Raw genomic sequence first — 23,040 nt, 5'->3', positions numbered from 1 at the left:
GAACGACTTCCACGCCGAGGTGTCAGTGCTCGCGAAAGAGGGCAGCGTGATCGCGCGCTACGAGCGGGGGCCGCCTTACCCGCGGAACGGGATCCGCGAGCGACGGAAGATCATCCAAGCGACCTTCGCTTAGCTGTCGGTACGCCGCGCGTGAAGCCGAACGCGGCAGATGAGGATGTTCGCTGCGCCGCCCGTGAGGGTGGGCGTTGGGCATGCACCCGAGCTCTTGCAGTAGATGGATTCCGGGGCGAGAATCAGGTACGGACCCTGACAAGAGTCCCCAGGCGATATCGCTCCAGGAGGCTCGAATGGGCCGTGACGTATCACTTATCAACGACTTACAGAAGACGGTCCTGCACGCCGCTGGGAATAGGCCGGTCACAGCACGGCTGACCGCCGCGATCACCGCCCTGGCAAACGCCCCCGACAACGCCGTTGCCGCATCGATCAACGAGTACCGGGCCGCGCTTGCGGAGGCCGCCGGAAAGACACAGGCTGAGCTCAGGGAACTGATCAACGAACTGGCCGCGGCACCGGTCGCGTTCCTCGGCCCGGTGCATGCGGCGGCCGGGCAACTGCTGGACCGCGCCACGGCGCACGGCACTGACTTGGCCGACAGCGTAGAGCTTGGCCCGGCCACGCTATCTCTGATCGCGAAGGCGGCCGCGGTCCGCAGTCTGCCCACACCCCCGGAGCGGCCGACCACAATGGTGGTGGGCCACCTGCCCATCGCCGGTCTGGCGGCCGCGCTGGAACTGGGGCCTATCAGCGCCTCCGGCGCGGGCTACTTCGACGTCGCCAGCCGCAGCGCGGGGGCGGCGCTCACGTCAGAATTGGGACCTGCCCGCGTGGACGTGGCGTTGCTTGTGGACGCCAGCGGCCCGCTGTCCGTGCGGGCGCTTCTGCGTGCGGAGTTCCGCCCCACCGGCATCCATCTGGGCTTCGGGTTCTCCTTGGACGCGGTGGGCGGGATCGTCGGCATCAACTGCGGCGTCGACGGCGACCGAATGCGCGACGGCATCGCGGATGGCTCCGCCATGGACGCACTCTTCGGCGGCGGGCGCTCCGCGGACCAGATCCGTGCCACGGTGCGCGCCCTGGAACGGATCTTCCTCGCGCGGGACGGGAGCCACGTCGTCGGACCCACCCTGAGGTTGGGCTGGCTCAATGTGGGCGGCACGTCGCTGGCCAAGGTGGACGTCGGGGTGATCCTCGAGCTCCCCCGCGGCCGGGTGCTGCTGCCGGGCCGCTTAGTGGTGGAGGTGCCCGGGCCCGGTGTGCCGCTGCTGCACGTAAGGCTGGACCTGCTGGGGGAGGTCGACGTCGCAGGCAAGCGCCTTGCCCTGGACGCCGCACTCGTCAATTCGTACGTGCTCGGCGGCTTTAGCATCGCCGGGACGGCGGCGGTGCGGATGGCGTGGGGGGACCACGCCACGATGCTGGCCACCGTCGGCGGCTTCTACCCCGGCTTCTCTCCCTCCCCCGCCGTGGTGCCGCCGCAGCGACGCATCTCCATCGGGCTGCGCAACCCCATCCCCGTTGGCCTTAGCATCACGATCAACGGCTACGCAGCGGTCACTGCCGGCACCGTGCAGGCCGGGGCACACCTAAGCGTCTCCTTCAAAGTGCCGGGGGCCAGCCTTAACGGCTCCGCCGGGTTCGACGCAATCGTGCAGCTCTCACCGCTGTGGTTCGAGGCGCAGGTGCACGGCTCCGTCTCCATCCGCGCTCTGGGCCAGGACCTGCTCAGCGTGAATTTGAAGGGCACCCTCACCGGCCCCGGGCCGCTTGTGCTCACCGCCGAGGCCTACTCCAGGGTCCTCGGCGTGAAGGTGGGCGGGCGCAAGTCCTTCATCCTATCGAACGAGGCCGGGGCGGACCGCGCGCCCTTCGACGGGCTAGCCGGCTTGGTGCGCGAGGAGTTGGCGCGCGCTGCCAACGTCACCGGCAAGGGAGGTGCAGACCCCGACGTCGTCCTCGCACCGCGCGCCGCCGACGACGCCCCGCTGCTGGCTCCCAACGCCGAGCTCGTGTGGGCGCAGGAGGCGTTCCCGCTGGACGGCCCCTTCCAGAAGGCCGGCGGCCGCACCATGGCCAGCCCCGCCGCCGTGCTGGTGTCGCCTGCCGTCCCCCGGGCGGGGACCGTCAAACGGCAGCTCACCACGGCCGCCTACACCACCATCACCCCGGCCAACGCGCTGACTGTGCCACAGTTCGAGGACCGCGAGGCCGGCTGGCACCTGCAGTGCGTCTCCACCAGGTCCAGCAGCAGTAAGACCGTGGACAGAAGCCACCGCACCATCATGCTCCCCAAGCCGACCCCTCTTTGGAGGGACTCCATCCACGTCGAAGTGCCATGGTCGGTGGCCGCCGCGCTGCGCAGCCGTGAGGCGCCCGCGGCGTTGGCGAAGGGGGTTGGGGCCGCCGTCGTCGTGGACAGGGAGAAGTGGGCCTCCGCTGAACCTGGCAACCCGATCGCCGATTTCCACGGCTCCGGCGCGGCCTCCCATTCCGCCGCGCTCCTCAAACCCGGCGGGTTGGCCTTGCCGGCGTACGCACTGGACCCGGTGGTGCTGCCATGAAGGCCAAGCTGGAGGGATTCGTCCGCACCGCGCCCGTGCCGCTCACCGGCGCCGTACCGCACAAGGGCAGGCTGCGCGTGAATCTGGTCATGGACGCGGTCATCACGACCGGCGCGGGGACCGAGGCGGTGGCTCCCGTCGCTCGAACCGTCGACCTGTACGGCCCGGGCGACGTCACGGGCCTGGCTCCGGGCGCCATCGCCCGCACCAGCCCGCCCGACGGTGCGGGCGACGTGGACGGCGAGTACTGCTGTTTCGTCGAGTTCACCTCCGAGGACCTGCCCTGGCGCTACTCCGCGGACCCCAACACCCCGGAAAAGGCCAAGCCGTGGCTGGCCCTGGTGGCCGGCGTCGAGAACCGTGAGCTGGGCGTGGCAAGGGACGGCACCTTGTGGTTGCGGCCTGCGGTGACCAGCTTGCTGGACCCGGACCTAGCCGCGGCGTGGGCCCACACCCAGGACGGCAACTTCTCTCGGCTGCTGTGCCCGCGGGTGCTGCCGGCAGGGGCACAGTGTCTGGCCGCGCTGGTGAAACTCCACAGGCCCGACGGCTCCTACAGCTGGACCAAGGGCGCCAAGGCCACCGGCATCCCCGTGCTGCACACGTTCCGGTTCTCCACCAACGAGGCCGGCACCTTCAAGTCGCTGGTAGAGGCGCTGCACCCGGTTGATCCGCCCGACGCGCTGGGCCAGGTGGTGGTGCACGCCGGGCTGCCCGGCCACCCCGAGCGGGAGACCACCACCTACGGCGCTCTCGCCCGGTACGACGCCCCCGGCCACGTCCCGCTGCCCGACGCCGGCCTGCCCGCTGCCATCGACGCCCGGCTGGAACCCCGGCCGTCGACCGCCCGCGGGCAGCCCGACGACGCCGTCCCGCCACCGCCCGCACCGATCATCGGCGCACCCCGCTGGTCCGCGCCGGTGTGCTGGGACGAGAGCGCCCCGTGGGTGGCCGAGGTGGATACCGACCCCCGGCACCGCGCCGCCGCCGGCCTGGGCGCGCGAGCCGCGCTGGACTGGACCGACACCATCCTCCGCGCCGCCGCCACCCGCTTGGGCGACACCCACCTGGCCGCCGCCAAGCTTCGTCACCTCACCGGCGGGGTGGCTATGGCCAGGCTCACCGCCGGGCACCTGCCCCCGCCCGGCGCGGCGCGGCTGGCGTTCCACGGGCCGGGGCTGGCCGCCGTCGTCGCCGGCACCCCGTCCGGTGTCGCCGGTGCGCTCGGGCAGTTGTTCCCCGACGAGAGGCCGCTGCCGGCGTCGCTGCTCAGTTCCGCGGCATCGCACCTGCTGCGCCCCACCGGGCCGACGGCGAAGGCCAGCGCCGACCCCGGGGCGGTTTCGAACCCGGCGACGGTGCTGGAGGAGGCCAGGCGATCCCCGGAACCGTCGGAGTCGCCGCTGGGGCTGGTGGAGCCGCTCGACGGGAACGAGGAGGGGGTGCTGGGCGAACTGCTCGGTGAACGGGAGGAAACACCTCGGCTCCCCGAGCAGGACCCCGGCTGGGTGGACGCGGCAGACCAGGCCGTCTTCGACGCGTTCCAGCCCGACGGCATCCCCGTGGCCCGCGTGGTGAGCCTTATCTCCGGCCTGCACGAGCGCTGGGACGTACCTCTGGAGGTGCGGCCGGACCTGGACCTGCCGCTGTGGGACTGGTTCCGTCGCCACGAGCCGGACTGGCTGCTGCCGCTAGCCGGTGAGCTGGGCCGCGACGGAGTCGTCGCCCTGCGCACCGACCGGGCGTTCATGGCGTCGGCGCTACTGGGCGCGTCGCGCCAGGTGGTTGCCGAACTGCGCTGGCGCGGCGTGCCCGTGGTGCACGGGTGGATGCCGATGCGCACCTTCTGGCAGAACGTCGAGTCCGCCCAGAACCCGGCCCCGATGGTGGACCTGGTGCAGACGTCGTCGTGGCCATCGGTGCCGCTGGCGCAGCTGCCCGGGCCGCGCGGGAGCGGGCAGGAACTGGTGATCGCCATGCGCTCAGACCTGGTCCGCCGCTACCCCGACACGCAGGTGTACCTTGCCCCGGCCTTCGGGATTTCCGGCCACGGTCAATTCCCCATCCTGCAGGACCCCATCTGGCCCGTCTGGGTGGCGCGACTGGATCCCGACGTGTGGTGCTTTGCGTTTCCGCGCCCGCCGTCGGACCTGCCGAATCTGTGCCTGGTGCTGGAGGAGCCGGACAAGGGGCCCAGGTTCCGGCCGCCCGACGGCGCCACCGCCGCCGGGTACCAGGTGAGGCCGGTGACCTATAAGCAGGACGGCAAGAAGGTGACGGGGAACGTGGCTGTGGTGGTGGACGACGGCGCGGAGCTTGGCGGCGCCACCTGGGACCAGCCCATACGGGCCATCCTGCCGGGCACTGAGCTGGTGCAGCAATGACCGCCATCACCGCGCTGCTGCCCGTCCGGCTGGAGACCCGCTTCCACGGCTCCGAATCCTCGGGCTGGCGGCTGCGGCTGCGGCTGGTGCCCGACACCATCTCCTTCGACACCCACGACCCCGCCATCACACCTGCCGAACAGCTGGCGCTGAGCGCGTTCTGGGGGTCACTGCGCACCCAGCAGGATGCGGCAGATCCCGCTGCCGCCGTCGCCGCCGCACGGCAGGAGGAGGGTTGGGCCGACGCATTCGCGCGGCTGGCCGGGCAGGTGGGTGCCGGCCGGGCGCACTGGCTGGTGGGCACCGTCGCCAACCCGACGGCCGAGCCGCTCGAGGTGCAGGGGGTGCTGCGCGGGCTGCCACCGCAGGTGCAGGTGTGGGCGAAGGTGTCCGGGAACTCCCAGCCGGTGGAGCTCGGCCTGCTGGAGATCATGGTCGCGGCCCTTGAGGCACCGACCGCGGTGGCGGAGTGGCTGGTGGACTGGGCTGCCGCAGTCGACGTCGGGCTGGCGAAGGAGATCACGCTGCCCATGCACCCCAAGGACATCGAGGTGCTGGGGGTCAGCGGCTGCCGCGACGACGGCACCCTCGCACAGCTGCTGGCCGGGCACGCCGCCGAGGGGAACTTGCTGCTTTCGGGCCCCGGCGCCGCCACTACCGGCGTGCACGGCCAGCCCGTGCCGCTGTGGAACGCGCCGTTCGTGGAGCCCGACTCGATGCCCGCCCTCGCCGAGCGCACCCTGCATGCGCTGGGCGCCGGGGACCTGGCGGTGCGCAGCGTCGGCGACGACGACGTCGACCAGCTGCTGCTGCGGCTGACCTTCCCCACGCTGTTCGGGTACGGGCTCACCGAGGTGACCCGCGCCGTCGAACGGCTCGAGATCGGGACACTATGGAAGTGGGCGGCCCAGTGGCTGCGGCCCCAGGGCACCTACGCCACCCTCGCAGTCGGCGACACCTCCTACGGCGTCCTGCCCGTGGTGTACCCCGGCTCGGTACCGCTTGACGGGCTGGAGCCGCTGCAAGGCATGCTGCCAGGGCTGGAGATAGCGCTGCGCAACTGGGCAGAGGCTGCCCGCACCGACGAGGGGGCCGTCGGCGACGGCGTCGAGGAGGCCGTGCGGACCCTGCGGCGCGGCCCGGTGCCCGGTGACGTCGCGGGCGCACCGCTGCTGCGCACGGAACTGCTGGCGCACCTCGCCGGCGGCGACGTCGACGACGCGATGGACCGTTGGCAGGTGCGCAACCGCGAAGCCTTTGAGACGAGCCTGTCCCCGGAGTGGGGGCTGAGGTACGACACCCTGAAACCCGGCCTCAAGCCGCTGGGGGTCCCGCTGCTGGTTGGGGACGAGGCGGCGCTGCACCCGCTGCTGGACTGGCTGGGCGAGTGGCGCAGCCAGTTCCTCGAACCGTACCCGGTGCAGTTCGACCAGAACCTCCCCCCGGTGGTGGCCCTTTACGTGGCAACGAGGTGGGAGTCAACCAGCAACACGTACGTGGAGTATGAAGCGCCCCAGAGCATGCTAGTGCGGCTGTTCCGACGCAGCATCGCGCTGGCCGGCGGCGGGCTGGACCTGTGGCGGCAGGCGCTGGGCGCGGCCCCGGTGATGACCGAGCCGGAGCCGTTCCTCGGCGAGCACCTCGAACGGGTGGAAAGCACGCGGCTGCGGGAACACCTGATCGCCCTGGCAGAGGGAGTACTGGCCAACGGGTCCCTGGCCGCCTGGGTGAACGCCGAAGCCCGCGCCCTCGAACTGGCCACCCAACTCACCTGGCTGGGCGGGGACGGGATGACCGCGCTGACGGACCTGCTGATCGAGAGCGCGAACACGCCCGAGTACTCGCTCCGGGCGGAGCGGGCTCTGCGGGCGCTGATCGAGACGGCGTCGGGACGCTGGGACGTCTGGTGGCACGCCGTGGGCGCCCATCACGTGGCGAAGGTGGTGAGTGCGCACGGAGCCCCGACCACCGGCCTCTACGGGTGGGTGGACCGGCCCTTCCGCGGCACCCCCGGGCCGGGGCCGGGAGGGTTGCTGCTGGCACCGTCGACGGCGCAGGCCGCCACCGCCGCCGCCCTGCGCGACCGGGCGGTCCACGAGCCGTCAGACCGCTGGCAACTGCGCCTGAACTCCTCGCTGGTGGGGCCGGCGCGAACGCTGCTGGAGCGAATCGGCGACGACTGGCACCCGGCCGAGGTGGTGGGGCGGATGGTGGAGTCCGAGGTGACCGCCGCCGCCCTCGAGGTCGGCGTGGTGCTCGGCGCCGCGGACCTGCAGCCCATCCGTACCCTCCACCCCCTACGCGTCGGGCAGGGGCAGTTCGGCTGCTGCCACGGGCTCGACGTGCTGGCCGACGGCGGGTTACCCGACTTGGTGCGCGCCCCCGGGCTGCTGGCCCGCGCCGTCTCAAGGGTCCGGGACGTGGTGCAGGCGGCGTCTGACCTGGTGCTGGCCGAGGCGCTGCACGGCGTGCTGGCCGGACGGCCCGAGCGCGCCGCCGTGGCCACCGAGTTCCTCGCCGGGCAGGGCGCGCCCGGGCCGCTGCAAGTGCTGGACCCCATGCACGAGGCGCGGCAGGTGCGGACGCTTGTGCTGGCGGGGCTGCCTTCTGTTGGGGCATCGGGTGAACTGGGCACATTGGGGGCCTTGGGGGCCGCGCCGGCCTTCGACGCGGCGTTGCGGTCTGCGGTGGCGTCGTCGTGGACCGTCTCGGTGCCGGGTGGCTCGTCCGTGGCTCTTACCGAGTTGGGGTTGTCCGCCGTACATGCCGTCGTCCTCGACGAAGCGGCCCTGGTGCGGCTGGCGGCGCTGCGGCTGGGGCTGTTGGGGACGCCGGTTGTGTTGGAGGACGTTGTGGGCGGTGTGCCCGAGGCGCCCGAGGCTCGTTCGTTCGCGGCGGCGGTTGCAGGGAGCGCGCCGCACCCGTCGGAGCTGGTGGCTTCTGCCGCTGCCGACGTGGGGCCGGTGCTGGCGACGGCGACGGCGGGTTGGGAGCAGCGGCTCGACGCGCTGGCATCCGGGGCATTGAACCTTGTGGATGCGGTGTTGGTGGACGTTGCTGCGGCGCGGTCCGCGTGGGAGGCGGAGGTGGACCGTTTGCTCGGGCTCGATGCCGACGGTGCGCCGCCGCCCGTCGACGTGCCCGCCGATCTGCGCGACGCCGTCGCATCCCGGCTACTGGACGTGGCGGCCTGGGGGTTCAGCCCGCCGCCCGAGGCGCCCGACCTGTTCGCCCTCGAGGTCGGCACCCGCGAGGCTGCCCTGGTGGCAAGCCTGGCCGCGCTGGACGCCGCGGCCGGTGGGCTCTCGGCGCGGGTGCTTGCGGCGGGCTACTCAGTGTCCGACGGTGCGCTGACCCGTACCGGGTCCCTGGGGCCGGGCGCACTGGCCGAGCTGGGTGCCGGCAGGTCGCTGCCCGTGGGGACGCCGGCGCCGGTCGCGCTGCTGGGCGAGCCGCTGGCTCCCGTGCCCGGCACCGCCACAGCCGATTCCTGGATGCCGCTTATGGCGAGGCTCCGGCCTTCATTGGGGCGAATGTCCGGGTTCATGGGGAGTCTGCTGGCCGTTGCCCCAGAGGACCCGTGGCGGGTTGCGGCACTGACGGGGTCCGACGAGCCGCGATTCACGGTAGTCCTGGACGCCGGCTCCGGGCCGGAGCGCGAGTGGGTGGTGCTGGACTCGTTCAGCGAGCAGGTCCCTCTCGCCGAGCAGCACCTGGGTGTCGCGTTCGACGCGGCCACGCCGTCGGCATGCCCACCGCAGGCCGTGCTACTGGTGCCAGCGATTGACCCGGACGCCGGGGTCACCCAGGAGGAACTGACACACGCGGTGCTGCTGGCGCGGGCCATGGCGCACGCCCGGATGGCGACGACCAAAACCCTCGCCGACGCCGGGCTCGGGGCGCTGGCGGCCACCTGCGTTCTGCCGCAGGACTGGGACACGGGCGCGCCGATCTCCGACGACGGCGACCGCCTGCCAACGTACGACCTGCCCGTCGCCCTCCTCCCACGAACCACCAACCGGGACACCGACGAACTCGTCGCCGGCACTACGGCCGACGCTGCTTGGATGGTGGGGCTGCAGTGGCGCATCGGCGAGCACCTCGGCGAGGACGCCGCCACCCCCGTACGGCTCGACCTCTACGTCTCCAGTGAGCCCATCACCGAGGCCCTCCTCGCCTCCCAGCCTGCCGAGGCCGTCCTCGAGAAGACGGGCTGGCGGCCCTCGTCGCTGGACCACGCCGGAACCTGGTCAGCACTCCAGGTCCCCACCCACGACGCCGGTCCCCTCGACTGGTGGTCCCTACGGCTCACGCCTCCAGCGCCCGCCGCTCCGGTCGTGGCCGTCGAGCGCCACGTCGCCCACCCGACCCGCCTGGAGTGGCCGGGCCAGCCACGGCGTCGGTACTGGGAGGTGGAGGACGTCGAGGCCAACCCGCTGTGGCACCCCGTCGACCGGGCACACCCCGCGACGCTGCACCTGGTCGAGCTCGTCAACCGGCTGGGCGACGACTGGTACCTCGCACCCATGCCCGGGCGCGCTGGGGAGTTCACGCGGATCCGCTGGGCCGCCATGACCGACGCGATGGGCGCCATCTGGTCGCTGTCATCCGAGCCAGGCTGGTCCCTGTTCGCCGTCGAGGGCGACGACGTCGGGGCGGGGGGACATCGGTCGCTGCCCGTGCTGCTGTGGGCGGCCGGCGCGCTGGAGGGCAAGCCGTTCGAAGAGATCGCCCTCGCCGTTGATGAGGACGCCAACCTCTTGTGGGCTGCTCTGCTCCGCGGACAGGGACTTCAGCCCGCACCCACAGCGGAACCGACCCTCGGTGCCGTCCCAGTCGGACACTCGGTCCCCGACGACGGCGCGGGGCACGTCGCACGAATGAGCGTCCTCTGGGAACTGGGCGGCATGCCACCACTGAACCGGGTGCCCTACCTGTACGGCGGCTCGGTGCGGCCAGGCTGGTACGGGCACGGCCGGGACCTGTTCGTGCAGGCACGCATCCGGGACCCCCTCACGGGCCAACTGGCCCCGCTGCCGACGATGGCGATCCTCCCGCCACCACCCGACGGTGCACCGCATACCCTGCTGCCACTGGCGGTGCCCTCATCCGGCATCCGGCTGTCGCGACGCCTGGTGCTGGCGCGCGATGTCGACGGCAACCCGGTCTTCTGGGAGCGGACCGAGCGCCGCCCTCTGGACGTGTCGGTGGATGTGGACCTGCGCTGGGACACACTCAACCAACGCCCGCCGGTAACAGAAACGGGGGCGTGAACGCCAAACGGGAACGACGGCGGCGGGATCGCCCGCATCCGGCTGTGCGGGCCGCGGCTGAGGGTCCTAGACATCGCCGCGTGCGCCCCACACACCGAGTGCGGGTCTGTCCGACGAACGGTGTTTCCGGCGTTCATCTCTAGGGGGTCTCCGCCGGGGGCATGCGCTCGGCGAGGGTGACGGCGAAGGCGTTCAGGGCCGGCTTCCACCGGGGCGGTTCAATACAAGAAGCGAATGACGGTGCCATGACTCGGCTACCCGAGGGCCGTGACCCGACAAACATCAACGGGATCAACCGGCTGATGCCTGCCGAGGCCGTACAGGACCGTGCGGCCTCCCAGGCGTCGCCAGGTCTGCCTGGCCTCGCGTGCCGGGAAGTGACGGCGTTGTCCCCTTGGGGCGGTGATGCCGTGGACTCGGCGCGGGCAAACCCCTGCGACACGCATTAACTCTGGCCTTGGCCGAGGAATGGGAGTAGGTTGGCCCACCATCCTGGTCTTGCGGAGGCTGTCATGACCATCGAGGTGCAGGTTCGGGACAGTGTCTTGGCGCAGGCGGTGACGGAAGAGGTTCAACGGCACCTGTTCACCCTGTGCGTCGCGTCGCCTGTGCCTGCGGTGTCTGTCGACCACGTCGACACAGTCGACCAGTCGGCGCGCTTCACCACCGTACCCGGCGCCGGTGTCGACGTCCGGCTGGACGTGGGCGTCCACATGGTGACCGACGACGACGTGATGGCACATCCCAACGCGCCGGCCCCGACCCACCAAGCCATCATCGGGGTAGTCATCCGCCTGGCTGTGGTGGACCGTAAACTGGTCATCGCGCGCGCCCTGTCGGATGCTTCGGCGCTGCCTGGACCCAGGCCCTTGCGGGCTGCCGTCCAAGCCGCGTTGGATGCCAGATTGGCCTCCCTGAACGGGGAACTCATCGACGTGGCGCCCATGGTCACGGCCCTGACACCGCTCGCCCCGTCAGAAGCAGACCTGGTGCACGGGCAGGGGGTAGTAGCGCTGCGGTTCGGCGCCCATGGGCCGGCCTCTCCTCGCCTCGGTCCAGGACAGGACTGGGGAGTCTTCCTCGACGCTGACGAGGCCATCGGAATGATCGAGCGTCGGCTGCCCCGCGGACTGCCGACCCGCGTGGTATGGCAGCCCCAGGGGGCTGCACCGTCGCTGGCGCTGACGCTGTCGTTCGACCTCAGCTTCGTCGGCGAGGTCAACGGAGTCGCCACCGCGATCCCCCAGTTCCATCCGCCGTCCTTGCTGCGACTGGCCATCAGCTGGGGCGTCAACCTCTCTGGCATTGCGAGCGTGTTCGAGCGACTGGCGCGGAAACTGCTCAGGAACTTCCTGCGTGACCGGATCCCCGACGCGGTCCACGACGGCGCGCAGAGCTTCTATTTCGACGTGCCACTGCCGCCGCCGCCGTCGTTCCTCGGAGCCCGCGCGGAATGGGCGGGCATCACAGCCAGCCCAGCGGGCATGACCCTCGGTGGCCCCGTCAGGGCTGCCCCCGACGCTGACCGCGGCCTGCTCGATCTGTCGGTGCACCGCTTCGGTCGCCCGGTGGTGTGGTTGAGCTGCCGTGAGTTGGCGCGCACCGGCGACGGTTCACCGCCCCGAACCTTCCACCGCTCAGACCCAACATTGCGGGCAACAGCCGGTGCCGGCTTTGCGGATGCCGGTGCATTGTGCACTGCGCACATCATGGCGCCCAACGCCAAGTACGAGGCATGGATGAGTCTGAGTACGGCAGGAGCTTCCATCAACCTACCCCTAGGCCTGGCCGCCACCGTCCCCAGCGAGATCCGCATCCTGGTCTCGACCGCCCGTGGATGCCGCCTCATCGATCTCGGCATCCCGGACATCCGTGTCGATGGTGACGGTAACGTCGACGTCCAAGTGAACAGGCTAGAGAACTGCCTCCATCTGGATGGACCGTGGCTCAAGCTCGCCACTGGCGCAGCTCTCACACCCGAGGATTTCCGTCCAGTCCCGCTGGAAGACGAGGACTGGATGGCTGCACTGAACGCCACCATCGGACTGGACAGCCACCTCCTGACCATGCGCGGCCTCCACCCGGGGGAAGCGATCCGCGTCCAGGGGCGAGGGCTGCACCTGGAAGTCGTCGCCGACGATCGCGGTCGCATCGCAGTGCCGGCGCTCCTGGGCCGGGCACCGACTCTCAGCGACTTCATCATCGAACGGGCGTCCGGGCAAGACCTGCCCGCGGACACCGAGATCGTGACTGTCACGTTCACCTGGTTGGCCGACCTCGGCCCTGCCGACGCAGCAGCAGTCCGTGACGTCGGTGGACACGCCGTGGTGGCGCGCCTCCTCGGCGAGGACCTCGTGGTGGAGGAGTTCCGGCCAGATGAGGACGACCCCGTGCTGGCGGTGGAACCAGGCAGCGAAGTCGCACTCAACCCTCAGCCCCTCCCGCCGCACCCACCGGAGGCTGCCCGCATCGCCGCCGCCGCCGGCGTCGACGACGCCGTGGCGGTTGCCCTAATGCCCGGTCATCCATCGACACTCGTGCTGGCACGCACGGCCAACGCTGAGATGCTCGTGGTCGACGGGGGAGGCTCCGACACCCCGCGTCGTGCCGGCGTCTACCACGGGCCCATGGTCGGGATGGACGTGGACGGCTCGTTCGCCATCAGCAGCAACGCAACGACGGTACAGCTGTTCTCGGTCCAGCCCCTCGAACCGGCGACCATCAGCCAACTGGTGTCCTAACCGGGGAGACACTCCGGGCGGGCAGATTCCGCCCGGGACCACGCTGACAGCACCTGTTTCGTCGCTGTCGAACATGTCCCGCGTCAAGAAGTCGGCACGAATTCGGGTCGGTCAAGGTTGGGGATCGTCGGGTCGGTGATGCCGGTGTGGACCTCGTAGGGGAAGTTTCAAGAGAGGTGCTCGTGGGGTCGGATCTTGTTGAACTCGACGCGGAAGGTCTCCGCGATCGGGACCAGCTCGAGTTGGTCAGCGATCTCTTCCAGGTACAGGCCCTGGTACTTCAGTGACTGGAACGCCCCCTCTCGCGCGCCGTTCTGCCCGGGGGTGCGGACCTTGATCCGGACGTGCTTGAGCTCGGGACGGGAGGCGATGAACGTCGCGAACGCGTGGGAGCGGAACGGGCCGCCGTTGTCGCTGACCAGGGTGACCGCGTGCAGGATCTCACCGGGGTCCGGATCGATCGGGCACAGGTCCGCCAGCGGGTGCCCGAGCATCGACTCGGCCTCGACGATGGCCAGCTCGACCGCGGCGATCGCGTCGTGCCTGTTGGCCGTCGGTGACCAGTGCCACCCGAACTCGTACTTGGACCAGTAGTCCGCGACCCCCGCCACCCGCCAGGTGCCCCCGGCGATCGTCTCGAACTCGCTGAAGTCGAACTGCCACACCTGGTTCGGCCGGGTCGGGGTGACCGCGAACGCCGCCTTGCGTTCCCCTGCGAACTTGCGCCGCTCCCGCTGATAGTCGGCCCGCTGGACCAGGTCGGCCTCGGTGAGCACCCGCAACACGCTCGACATCGATAACCGGTGTCCATGATGGCGGGAGGTCGCCCACACCTTTCGATGCCCCCACGCCGGCTTGCTCTTGGCGTTCTCGACCAGCGCCTCGCGATGCAGCGCCCGCACTCCGGCGGGCGAGACTCCGTCGCTTCAGGGCTGAGAATGGCTGCCTCGAACGAACCAGTCGTCTGTTCTGAGATTCGCTTAGACGGGTGAGGACATGGGGCTGAACTGGTGTCGGCAGTCGCGCGTAAACGTCCAGGCCCCATTGGCGCTGAGGCTGCCGATCGCCAACGGGGCGTAATGGTGGCTTACCCCTTCAGGGGGCCTGGGCATCGGCAACCAGGAGCCGTCGACCGTCTCCTCGGGCCAGAGGACGGCGCCGATCGTGGTCCTGGCGGGGATGAGCCAGTAGTCGCCCGTGCGGTAGTCGTGTGGTTTCCCGTCAGTCGAAGCCAGGAACTGAACGCTAACGCCATCCTCGAGCTCTATCCACGCATCGTCGGGGTCCGTGGCCTCACGCACGAGGAGCGCGCCGGCGTCGCCGGTGGAGTGGTCGGCGACGACGTGGTCCCAGCGGCGTAGTGCAGGGTTCATTGCCGGGTCCCTGCCAGTGTCGTCGGCGAACCCTGTAAGGGACACTGTTCGCTTGTCAGAGTCGACCCTCGCCACTTGAAGCATGGGCGTAGGTGAACCGCGCAGGGAGCTTCCGTCATCGACGATTTGAACCCAGTCGCCGACCGTCAAAGCGGTGCGTCCGTCGGGGCCGAAGTCCGCCAGCTCGAGCACTGTCGCGCTTCCGTCGAAGAAGTGGCTCAGGACTCGAATGAGAACCGAGCCGTTCTGACGAGACCAGGAGAAACTAGCGCCACCCTCGGATTGCGCTGCTGCGCGGGCGGTGCCGCCGCGCTGTATCTCGATGCGGTACAGCCGGTTCTCGGCGCCGCGGTACCGGGCCTCCGAGTAGATTTCGCCCTTACCGTCGAGCTTCTCAGGCGTGCGCGCGGCTGCACGCAACAGCGGCAGTCGCTCACGTGCCAGGGACTGGTAGTGAGCGCACTTGCGGGGGGTCTCGCCGCGGCTCACCTTAACCTGCCAAACCAGCTCACTGCGGGTGCTGGTGTCGAGGCCGTCGAGGGCCGCGTCGAGCAGTTCCGGCCGCTCGGCAGCAGCCAGGTGACGCTCCCAAACATCCAGATAGATCAGCATATTGTCGACGCCGAGCAGATTGTCCACGGCGGTGTCCTCGCCAAAGGGATACCCGAGCTGCTCGCTGTATGTGGTCCACGTGTCGCACTGGGCGAGGCGCCCATGTACGTAGTAGCGACCCTGTCCGATAAGGAAATCTCCACGAGCAAGGCGCGCTTTGATCTCCTGCAGCCGATCGGGTGGCAGCGGCTGGCCAAGGTCGTTGGTTAGGGCGTTGAGGGTGCTTGCGTCGCTGATGATTTTGAAGCCGCAGTTGGCGAGAGGACCGCCGTGCGGGCCGATCAGATCAGCAGCCAGGGTCTGTAGGAGATGCTGTGATATCGCGGACTGCTCATTCAAGTCGGCGTCGAGCTGCATGCGACCCTGCTGCGCAAGGACACGTGTGTAGTGCCGATGGCTGTTGAACGTGTCGCGTGTGAAGTCGCCCTTCATCGCCTCTCCCAAGAGTCGGCAGCTTCTTATCACGGTAGGCCCGCAGCAGGTCCTACGGTTGATGAGGGGCGCAGGTTCGTCCTCTCTCTATCCGCCGCCAGGTGCTTGCTTGCCTGGCCTCTGCCGGCGCCGCAGGCGGGGACCCGGTCGTTGAGAGGTTAGTAGGATTTGCGCTCCACTACCGACCTCATTTCGGGTCCATACTGCTGGCGCCCACCGCCAAGGCCTCATCGACCTCAGGCCCGGCATGGCGGCTGCTGCTCCAAGTCACGGAGGATGGTGCCCTCGGTCCTTGAGGGGACAAACGCTCGGCGACGCATCTATCCCAGACGCGAACGCGGAGGCCATCCCCACGTTCCTCGCCGGCGATCTGCTCGAGCGTGAGGATGCTGTCTGGGCGGGACTTGCCGAATCCGAAGGTCACCATTCGAGTCTCGGAAGTCGTGCGAACAACCTTGACATGACATCGCGTACCCAACCTCCTCAGTCACTCCCGTGAAGCGGTCGGAGGGGTAGGTGCGACAACCGTCCTTCGTGCGTCCTACCGCCGGCAGTCGACCGCACCGCGTTGGTGGGTCCCCGCGCCCACAAAGGGGGCAGGTCGCGGGTCTTGGAGGTGGCCTGCAGGCGACGGATACCGCTGGGATACGTCGCCTGCCTCGGGCGGATACCGCGGCCGGTGAGCCGACGCCTTCACCTGCGAGGAATTCTGAGCGGCTCCGGCCCCGCGGTCAGCGAGCCCCTAGTCGTCGTTCGGCGCGAGGTCGATACCGGACGGATACCAGTCAGCGCCACCGTAGGGGTTCGTGCTCGGTCTGTCGCCCCTGACTCCCGGAAGGAGAACATCATGCGGCATGTGACGATGGAGGTAGCAAAAGCGACGGGGGCGGCATGGGCGGCGGGGAGAGGTGCCATGCCCGTGCGGCGAGCGGGTTGGCTGGCGGTCGTCGTCTCGCTCCTTCTCGCCGGGACCGCCGTTGTTCCCGCGGCCGCGACGGTGATCAAGCTGGAGCCCGTTCAAGGCACCGACTCCTGGGACTACTCCGACTGCGGGTACCCCGTGCACGTCGAGGCGCAGTTCGAGTCGACAGCCAGCCTCCGGGTCGGCAAGAACCGCGACGAGTCCGTGTTCTTCGTACGAGCCCGCGGGTCCTACATAGAGGTGCACACCAACACCCTCACCGGCGAATGGTTCGTCGTCCGTGGGCAGTCCTCCTACCGTGAGGTCAAGGCCACTCAGGTCGAAGGTTCGGTCTATGAGATCGCCTCGCTCGAGACCGGTCAGCCTTTCGTGATCGAGGATTCCTCCGGTCGGGTCGTGGTCCGGGACCGGGGTGCCATCTGGCGGCATCTGCTGTTCGACACCGGCGGGGACGCCAACCCCGACGCGGCGTTCGTCGACTTCCTCGGTCTCGAAGTTCGTGGTCCGCACCCGGGCTCCTTCAGCGACTTCTGTGGTTACGCGGGGGATCTGGTGGGCATCAGCGACTCTTCGCAGCGCGTCACGCTGCACCCCCGGGGCACCACGGGCTCCCCCCTCGGGTACAGCGAGTACCTGCCGCCCAGCTACGGAGACGACGGATCGAGCCCGTTGCTGGTGTTCCTGCATGGCTTCGGCGAGAGCGGGGACGGCTCCGAGGAACAGCTGGCGCTCCTTGCGTCGACCGCGATCCCGTACTTCATAGCCAACGATGGCTGGCCAGACGAGCGGCCCTCCGTCGTACTGTCACCCCAGCATGAGATCTCCGGAGACCTTTCCGCGTACGACGCATGTGACGGGGTCGAGTTTGGCGCTTCGTGCGTGATGGCCGTCCAGCACGAGCTGGGCAACCCGGCGACAGGCTCGCTGTGCTTCACACCCGGCGAAATCCAGGCGTTCCTCTCCTACGCGATCGCGTCCTACGACGTCGACCCGACACGCGTCTACCTGACCGGTTTGAGCTGCGGCGCATTCGGTGCCTGGGAGTATGTGGCCGAGCACGGTGGAAGCCAAGTCGCCGCGGTTGTCCCCATCGCCGGAGAAGGTCGTCCGGCCTGGGCAACCGCGAGCTGCTCACTTGGTGAGGTGCCACTCTGGGCGTTTCACGGCGAGGCTGATGACGTCGTCAACCCAGCTGGCAGCATCGAACCCATCACCGAGCTCCAAGCTTGCACCTCGCCGACACCCCGTGATGCCCGCCTCACGACCTATCCCGACGTAGACCACGACTCATGGACGAGGACCTACGCGGCCGGCGCCGAGAACGACATCTACACCTGGATGTTGGATCAGTAGCGCCACAGCCGAGAACTAATCCGGGAGCCCCCGGCAGCGGGTGCTGCACGCCGACGAGCCACACAGGCCGGCGTGCATCGGACTTCCGCTCCTGAAGGTGAGTCACACCGCCGGCAGTTGGGCGCAAGCGGGTTCCAGGCGGCGTCACGGCGCCGCGTAGCGCGCGGGCTTGGCCCGGGGTCCCTAGACTCCGATCATGTCGGAGACGGTGGTGTCGGCGTCGGGGGTGGAGCGCGGGGGTGAGCAGCCGCCGTCGTGGTGGCCGGTTGCTCGGTGGTCGGTGCTGGCGCTGTCGGTGCTGACGCTTGCTGTGTTCGCCGTCCAGGGGCATCTGCAGACCTCCTATAGTGACTTGCAGCAGGCGCTGCGGCAGGGCACCGTCACCGAGGTACGGATCGAGGGCGGCCTCGGCGGTGCGGACGGCATCGACCCTGCCGTTCAGGGCGTGGCAGTGGTGCACGTGTACTGGGATACCGGCTGGCCGAGCCGCGTGACCCGGCTCTGGCAAACCACGTCGGTTTCGGAGCTGAACAGCGACACCCTGGCCGGTGCCGAGGCAGACGCCGTCGTCATCGGACCAGTCGATGACCCTCTCCGCATGGAGGCTCCAGGGCTCACTGTGACGTTCGCGGAGCCGACGGAGGCGAGCGCGGGGGCGATCTTTGGTCGCTGGGAACTGCCCGGCAACTGGATGGTGCTGCCGTTCGTTCTCCTCGCCGGCTTCTTCCTCGTCCTAGGGCGCGGACCAGAGCCGCGGTGGGCTACCCGGTGGGCCTGGGTGTGGCTGAGCCTGACCCCCGTCATGGTGCTCGTGGTGCCGCTCTACGTGCTCTTCGGTGCCCGACCCGACCCGTCTAGTGCACGCCGCCTGACCGGCGGCTGGGCCTTCCTCATCACCCTCATCGTCTTCTCCAGCCTCGGAGTCCTCGTTCCGATCTAACTTCCGAACGCGCTTTCCAGGGTCTCGACATACATCGGCCAGATGCCCCACATCGCCGCCTGACGACCCACTTGCCTCTGCCGCCAGCAGTTGACGGACCCGCGCTGTGCGGTCACCGCGGCTCGATTCGGAAGACGGGCAGGTTCGCTGCGACGGCCTCGAAGTCGGCGAGTGGGGCGCCCACCGGCACGGGAATGTGGGGTCGGCCTCCTGGAACCTTCTGCACATACCGGCGCAGCACCGGGGCCCGGTCGTTGACTGGAACCTCGACCAGTCGCACCGGACCCCATCCCCGCCCCTCGCAGCACGACCTCGCCGTGCGCGGCTCGCACGTTACGCACCCAGGCGCACTCACCGGGCATCGAGACGGCGAACCACTGCCCGCCGACGTCGGCGAGCCCGAGGGGGAACGAGCGCACCTGCCCCGAGCGCCGGCCAACCACGTCGAGGCGCACCCATCGTCGTGGGGCCAGGCCCGACGCGAGAACGCGCGACCACAAGGCGGACAACCGGCGCGCCGCGGCGTTGCCGCGACCCCCGGCATACATCGCCCGCAGTCGCCGGGCCCGCCGTTGGCTCCACCACCCCACGCCCCTAGCGTCCCACGCCCACGGGCTGGCTTCCATGGCCATGAACATGCCTTGAGCCAAGACCCGCTGCACACCGCCGGGTAGTCGCGTCATGGCGTTCTGCACCTGCTGCGATCAGAGCTCCATGGCCTCTCGGTTGACTGCACCCACGACAGCGGTGAGGAGCACATGGCCAGCATCGGGTGCTACTGGCACGGCTCCGAGATCCACGCGTCTGATCTGGACGCATTGGGGTTCGAGGAACCGCTCAGTTGCGATGACGCCGGCTTCAAGAATCTGGATCGGCGACAGCGCACCAACCCGCGGGAGTTGCAGGTCGTAGTCGACCTTGAATGCCCTCCGCTGGTGATGGACGCCAGCCATGAGTGCGGCAACGGTGACGACCACAACGCCTGGGGCCGTCCCGCGAGCAAGCTTGACCACGTCCGGGCCAAGCCATCGTTCTCGCTCGGCGCTTGCGTTCGGGGCAAACGTCCACACCCCGAACGTGGATTTGAACTCGATAGCCGTCCCGCCCACCACCAGATCGACGCGGGTCAAGCCACCGAGGCTTGCTTCTCGAGCCACGTGAAGTCCTCTGTGGGCAGCCTGCCACGCGGTCTCTGAGACCCAAGCATGTTCGCCATGGGAAAGGGTGGAGGCGAACGCAATTCGTTCTCTTGACTCGACGCTGTCGGAGACCAGGCGCAACAGGTTGACGACGATGTCCATTGGCGTCGCGGTCATCAGGAAGTCCGAGCCCCTGGGTCCCCCGTATGCGCTCGATCTTGATTCCATGGCTATGTCTACAGGCCCTGCAACTGCGGCGGGAAGGTTGGAGAGCCCACGCCAGCCAGCCCTTGCATGAGCATGGTGCGCATGTAGGAGGTGACCCCTACCGCCGGGTGCTGGGCGTGGGAGAGCGACTCCTGATGTTGTCGTCGGTGGTGCGGCCGGTCGAGGCAGCGTGGCGATCTTGGGTGGACGAGGTCAGTCTGGGAGTCCCCAGAAGGGTCCGGAGAGTCCGACGCTGCGTAGGTAGTCGGCCGCGACGCTCGGTTCACGCCGCACGTAGCCGCGCTCGAGCCGTCCCGCGTACCACCCGGACGCGAGCCGCCACAGCGTGAACAGGTCCATCACGTACCCGCGCTGGTTGCCCGTCCGCTCCAGCCAGGCGCTCACGCACTGCTCGGAGCAGAAGATCCGCTGGTTGCCGCAGGTGTGGACCACGTCGTCCCACATGTGACTGGCCGGCACCAAGAAGTGCGCGACCTGCTCACCAGGCGGTGCCTCACGGGTGTCGACACTCCAGGCGTGCGGTCCCTGGCAGGCGGGACAGGTCGTGGCCACCAGCATCGGGCTCTGCTCGGGCAGCAGGTGCGCGAGAGCGAACGAGTCCCACGCGCACCCGCCCCACCACAGCGTGTCTTTACCCATCACCGAGAATCCCAACGGGACCGCCGTGAACGGGTGAGCCATCGCGATCTCACCGTCCGCGCCGAGCGCCAGGTGCCGTTGCCCGGCCAGGTCTTCCAGGCCCTCCCGGACCTGATCCACCGACACGGCGAGGTCGACGGCGAGGGCGGCCACGGCGGGGAGCCGGCCGTGCCGGAACCGGTCGTACACGGCGATGCGCAGGTCCTCGGAGTCCACCACCGCAGCGTAGGGCAACGCCCTCACCCAGATCAGCTGCCCCGAGGTGGGTAGGCCGGACGATCTCGACCGCCGCAAGGACACGGCGCACCCACCCGGCGTGCTGCGCACCGCCGGGTGCGGGACCTGTCTGCGACTGCGACGAGAGGTGCGCGCGGAGCGGGGCTGGGGTCAGGTGGGGTAGTCGCCCACGATCGTGGTGCCGTACTGCGCGGCCAGCGCGATCAGCCGATCCGGATCCGCCAGCAAGTCCTCCTCGCCGTGCTCGGCTACTGCCGCGAAGATCCGCTCGAAGCCTGGTGGGGAGACCAGCGTGAGCATCCGTACCGGCTCGCTGGAGAGACGACGCAGACCGTGCGGAACGGACCTGGGCACGACGATGAAGGAACCCGTGGAGGCCTCCGAGACCACCCCGTCAGCCCACACCTCCACCAGCCCGCCCAGAACGTAGAAGACCTCTTCGGCGTCGGGGTGGATGTGTAGCGGGGTGGCCTCACCCCAGAACTGTTCTTCCATCGCCGAGTAGGCGCCCGAGACCTCTGCGCCATCGGTGAGCACGCGGTAGGTCGAGCCGAGCGCGGTGACCATGCGGCCTCCCGACGGCGGGATGAGAAGCGAGGACATAACTCCTCCTGGTGGGATGCGTTACGGCCATCAGCGTGCCACCGACGGGATGATCTGTCATGCGATGCAGGACCAAACGCGCCGCCGGAATCGCCCACCACCGGGGTGCCCCACATCGCCGGCTGTTGTCCGCACCGTGGAGGGCTCTGAACCGTTTGAGGTCGCACTCCGTTCGTCTTTACGGTCAGTTCCTGGCTCGACCGTCCACCGGAGCCTCCCGTGGCGAGGAACGCGCAGTTGGCCGACGCCTCAGCTGCTCACCGCGGCGAGGCCACCGAGGATGAGGGCGGCGCCGGTGAGGGCACAGATTCGCGCACCGGTGGCCCTGTCGGGTCCCTCCCTAGCGATCAGGACGGCGGTCCCCACGGCCACAACGGCCGCCACCACGATGTAGATCGGAGTGGAGTAGAGCCAGGAGTAGGGCACGAAGTGCACCGCCAACGTCACCGCGAGTGCCCCGACCGCGACGGTGTACCGCTCCAAGGTCACCAGGACGATGACCAGCGGCAGGATGAGCAACTGCCCCGTGCTGAGGTAGATCGACAGCGAGTTCAAGCTCGCGTCCTGGGGACGCGGGCCATCCGCGGCGGCCGCCGTCAGCAGAAGCCCGAGCGGCAGGCCCACCATGCCCTGGAACAGCGCCGCATAGGTGCCGACCCGTTCCCCGAAGCGCCACCCCAGCACGGCAGCCGCGAGCCAGGTCGAGCCGTAGGCAAGCAGAAAGCCGAAACCATTGCGGTTCACCTGCGCCAACTCGCGCAGATACTCCTGCACATCCATGCCTACCCCCTCGACCAGCCCGAACGCGAGCCCTCCACCTTACGGAACATCAACCACCGGTCTCTCCAGCAGCGCCACCCCCAGTGCACGGCTGCCCCCAATCGCGGCATCTCCGCGCGTCCGAGCCTCAACGCCTCCTGCCAGGCCCGCAGATCGTGACCCACTCCGCAGTGGTATCGCCGGTGTGGAGGGCGCGCAGGCCATTGCCTGCTGCGGGCGTCAGTCGATCAGCTTGTCGAGGAGCTCGAAGGACTCGTATGGCTGGTCGATGTCTCCGAAGTGGCCGTCGTCGCGGACGATCTGGGTGCCGCCGAGACGCTCGAACATGACGCGACCTTGCGTGTCGTCACAGCCGTACGGATCCTCGCGGGAGTTGATGAAGTACAGGTCGCGGACATTGGCTCGTATCGCCGCCCAGTCGTAGCTGTCCTGGAGGACCGGTTCGTCCTCGTCGTTGGGTGGCGTGCAGTAGCCGGCGACGAGGATGGCCTGATCGACCGTGGTCTCGATGTGCTCGAGGATCGCGAGCAGCAGTGCTGCCCCGCCCGAGTGACCCACGAGCACGGTGTTCGCATCGAAGGTGTGGTTGGCCAGCACCGTCGGCAGGAAGGTGGCGATGGGTTCGACGTTGAGGCTGGGATAGTGCGGCGCCTCGACGGCGTAGCCGCGCTCCGTCAGCCGCCCTCGCAGCCACGGGAGCCACACCACGTCCGGATGCGCTGAGGTGCCGTGAAAGAGGATCGCCTTACGGGTCACTGACTGGTCCCATCTTCGTGGTCGGCGAACGCCCCGTTGGAGCATC

The 23,040-nt window shown here is 69.4% G+C and carries 14 protein-coding genes; 6 read left to right on the top strand and 8 right to left on the bottom strand.

Annotated elements, in window-relative coordinates; all coding sequences use genetic code 11:
* Positions 1 to 308: 308 nt before the first annotated feature.
* The 4 genes from GA707_RS13855 to GA707_RS13840 all read left to right on the top strand — a co-directional run bounded on the left by GA707_RS13855 (position 309) and on the right by GA707_RS13840 (position 12,980).
* On the top strand, positions 309 to 2,582 hold the full coding sequence (locus GA707_RS13855; RefSeq protein WP_152179051.1) for a DUF6603 domain-containing protein: 2,274 nt from the start codon (positions 309 to 311) through the stop codon (positions 2,580 to 2,582).
* On the top strand, positions 2,579 to 4,966 hold the full coding sequence (locus GA707_RS13850; protein WP_152179050.1) for a hypothetical protein: 2,388 nt from the start codon (positions 2,579 to 2,581) through the stop codon (positions 4,964 to 4,966). The genes GA707_RS13855 and GA707_RS13850 overlap by 4 nt, the downstream gene beginning before the upstream one ends.
* A complete protein-coding gene (locus tag GA707_RS13845) occupies positions 4,963 to 10,239 on the top strand; it encodes a hypothetical protein (protein ID WP_152179049.1) in 5,277 nt (1,758 codons plus the stop codon). The genes GA707_RS13850 and GA707_RS13845 overlap by 4 nt, the downstream gene beginning before the upstream one ends.
* Before the next feature lie 512 nt (positions 10,240 to 10,751).
* Positions 10,752 to 12,980 (top strand): hypothetical protein, encoded by a 2,229-nt coding sequence (locus GA707_RS13840; protein ID WP_152179048.1) that lies wholly within the window; start codon positions 10,752 to 10,754, stop codon positions 12,978 to 12,980.
* Between the two features lie 167 nt (positions 12,981 to 13,147).
* Here the strand turns inward: GA707_RS13840 and GA707_RS13835 are convergent, their stop codons facing one another.
* Positions 13,148 to 13,774 (bottom strand): DDE-type integrase/transposase/recombinase, encoded by a 627-nt coding sequence (locus GA707_RS13835; protein WP_152179047.1) that lies wholly within the window; start codon positions 13,772 to 13,774, stop codon positions 13,148 to 13,150.
* 186 nt (positions 13,775 to 13,960) lie between these two features.
* Complete coding sequence (locus GA707_RS13830) at positions 13,961 to 15,397, bottom strand: DUF6519 domain-containing protein (protein ID WP_152179046.1); 1,437 nt, start codon at positions 15,395 to 15,397, stop codon at positions 13,961 to 13,963.
* Positions 15,398 to 16,310: 913 nt separating this feature from the next.
* Here GA707_RS13830 and GA707_RS13825 point away from each other — a divergent pair.
* Together GA707_RS13825 and GA707_RS13820 are read left to right on the top strand one after the other, a co-directional pair.
* Complete coding sequence (locus GA707_RS13825; RefSeq protein WP_152179045.1) at positions 16,311 to 17,672, top strand: hypothetical protein; 1,362 nt, start codon at positions 16,311 to 16,313, stop codon at positions 17,670 to 17,672.
* A gap of 196 nt (positions 17,673 to 17,868) precedes the next feature.
* Positions 17,869 to 18,612: a hypothetical protein gene (locus tag GA707_RS13820; RefSeq protein ID WP_152179044.1), complete on the top strand. Its 744-nt coding sequence runs from the start codon at positions 17,869 to 17,871 to the stop codon at positions 18,610 to 18,612.
* Here GA707_RS13820 and GA707_RS13815 read toward each other — a convergent pair.
* From GA707_RS13815 to GA707_RS13790, 6 genes are all read right to left on the bottom strand, one after another.
* On the bottom strand, positions 18,609 to 19,160 hold the full coding sequence (locus tag GA707_RS13815; protein WP_226963820.1) for a nitroreductase/quinone reductase family protein: 552 nt from the start codon (positions 19,158 to 19,160) through the stop codon (positions 18,609 to 18,611). The two genes, GA707_RS13820 and GA707_RS13815, sit on opposite strands and share 4 nt — an antisense overlap.
* A 156-nt stretch (positions 19,161 to 19,316) precedes the next feature.
* On the bottom strand, positions 19,317 to 19,928 hold the full coding sequence (locus GA707_RS13810; protein ID WP_152179043.1) for a hypothetical protein: 612 nt from the start codon (positions 19,926 to 19,928) through the stop codon (positions 19,317 to 19,319).
* A 243-nt stretch (positions 19,929 to 20,171) separates the two neighbouring features.
* Positions 20,172 to 20,834: an organomercurial lyase gene (merB, locus tag GA707_RS13805; RefSeq protein WP_152179042.1), complete on the bottom strand. Its 663-nt coding sequence runs from the start codon at positions 20,832 to 20,834 to the stop codon at positions 20,172 to 20,174.
* Positions 20,835 to 21,005: 171 nt separating this feature from the next.
* Positions 21,006 to 21,458, bottom strand: coding sequence for a cupin domain-containing protein (locus GA707_RS13800; RefSeq protein ID WP_152179041.1), 453 nt, complete (start codon positions 21,456 to 21,458; stop codon positions 21,006 to 21,008).
* A gap of 249 nt (positions 21,459 to 21,707) precedes the next feature.
* Positions 21,708 to 22,238 (bottom strand): hypothetical protein, encoded by a 531-nt coding sequence (locus tag GA707_RS13795; RefSeq protein WP_152179040.1) that lies wholly within the window; start codon positions 22,236 to 22,238, stop codon positions 21,708 to 21,710.
* Positions 22,239 to 22,457: 219 nt separating this feature from the next.
* Positions 22,458 to 23,040 (bottom strand): alpha/beta hydrolase (locus tag GA707_RS13790; protein WP_226963802.1); only part of this gene is annotated, 583 nt, incomplete at its 5' end.

Origin of the sequence: Nostocoides sp. F2B08 (assembly GCF_009184895.1) — a bacterium.
Lineage (GTDB): Bacteria > Actinomycetota > Actinomycetes > Actinomycetales > Dermatophilaceae > F2B08.
This window is presented reverse-complemented; position numbering and strand designations above follow the sequence as displayed.

Bases quoted from the DNA above. Each gene is read 5' to 3' on its own strand.
- GA707_RS13855 (WP_152179051.1), top strand. From the start codon at position 309: ATGGGCCGTGACGTATCACTTATCAACGACTTACAGAAGACGGTCCTG.
- GA707_RS13850 (WP_152179050.1), top strand. From the start codon at position 2,579: ATGAAGGCCAAGCTGGAGGGATTCGTCCGCACCGCGCCCGTGCCGCTC.
- GA707_RS13845 (WP_152179049.1), top strand. From the start codon at position 4,963: ATGACCGCCATCACCGCGCTGCTGCCCGTCCGGCTGGAGACCCGCTTC.
- GA707_RS13840 (WP_152179048.1), top strand. From the start codon at position 10,752: ATGACCATCGAGGTGCAGGTTCGGGACAGTGTCTTGGCGCAGGCGGTG.
- GA707_RS13835 (WP_152179047.1), bottom strand. From the start codon at position 13,774: ATGTCGAGCGTGTTGCGGGTGCTCACCGAGGCCGACCTGGTCCAGCGG.
- GA707_RS13830 (WP_152179046.1), bottom strand. From the start codon at position 15,397: ATGAAGGGCGACTTCACACGCGACACGTTCAACAGCCATCGGCACTAC.
- GA707_RS13825 (WP_152179045.1), top strand. From the start codon at position 16,311: ATGCCCGTGCGGCGAGCGGGTTGGCTGGCGGTCGTCGTCTCGCTCCTT.
- GA707_RS13820 (WP_152179044.1), top strand. From the start codon at position 17,869: ATGTCGGAGACGGTGGTGTCGGCGTCGGGGGTGGAGCGCGGGGGTGAG.
- GA707_RS13815 (WP_226963820.1), bottom strand. From the start codon at position 19,160: ATGTATGCCGGGGGTCGCGGCAACGCCGCGGCGCGCCGGTTGTCCGCC.
- GA707_RS13810 (WP_152179043.1), bottom strand. From the start codon at position 19,928: ATGACCGCGACGCCAATGGACATCGTCGTCAACCTGTTGCGCCTGGTC.
- GA707_RS13800 (WP_152179041.1), bottom strand. From the start codon at position 21,458: ATGTCCTCGCTTCTCATCCCGCCGTCGGGAGGCCGCATGGTCACCGCG.
- GA707_RS13795 (WP_152179040.1), bottom strand. From the start codon at position 22,238: ATGGATGTGCAGGAGTATCTGCGCGAGTTGGCGCAGGTGAACCGCAAT.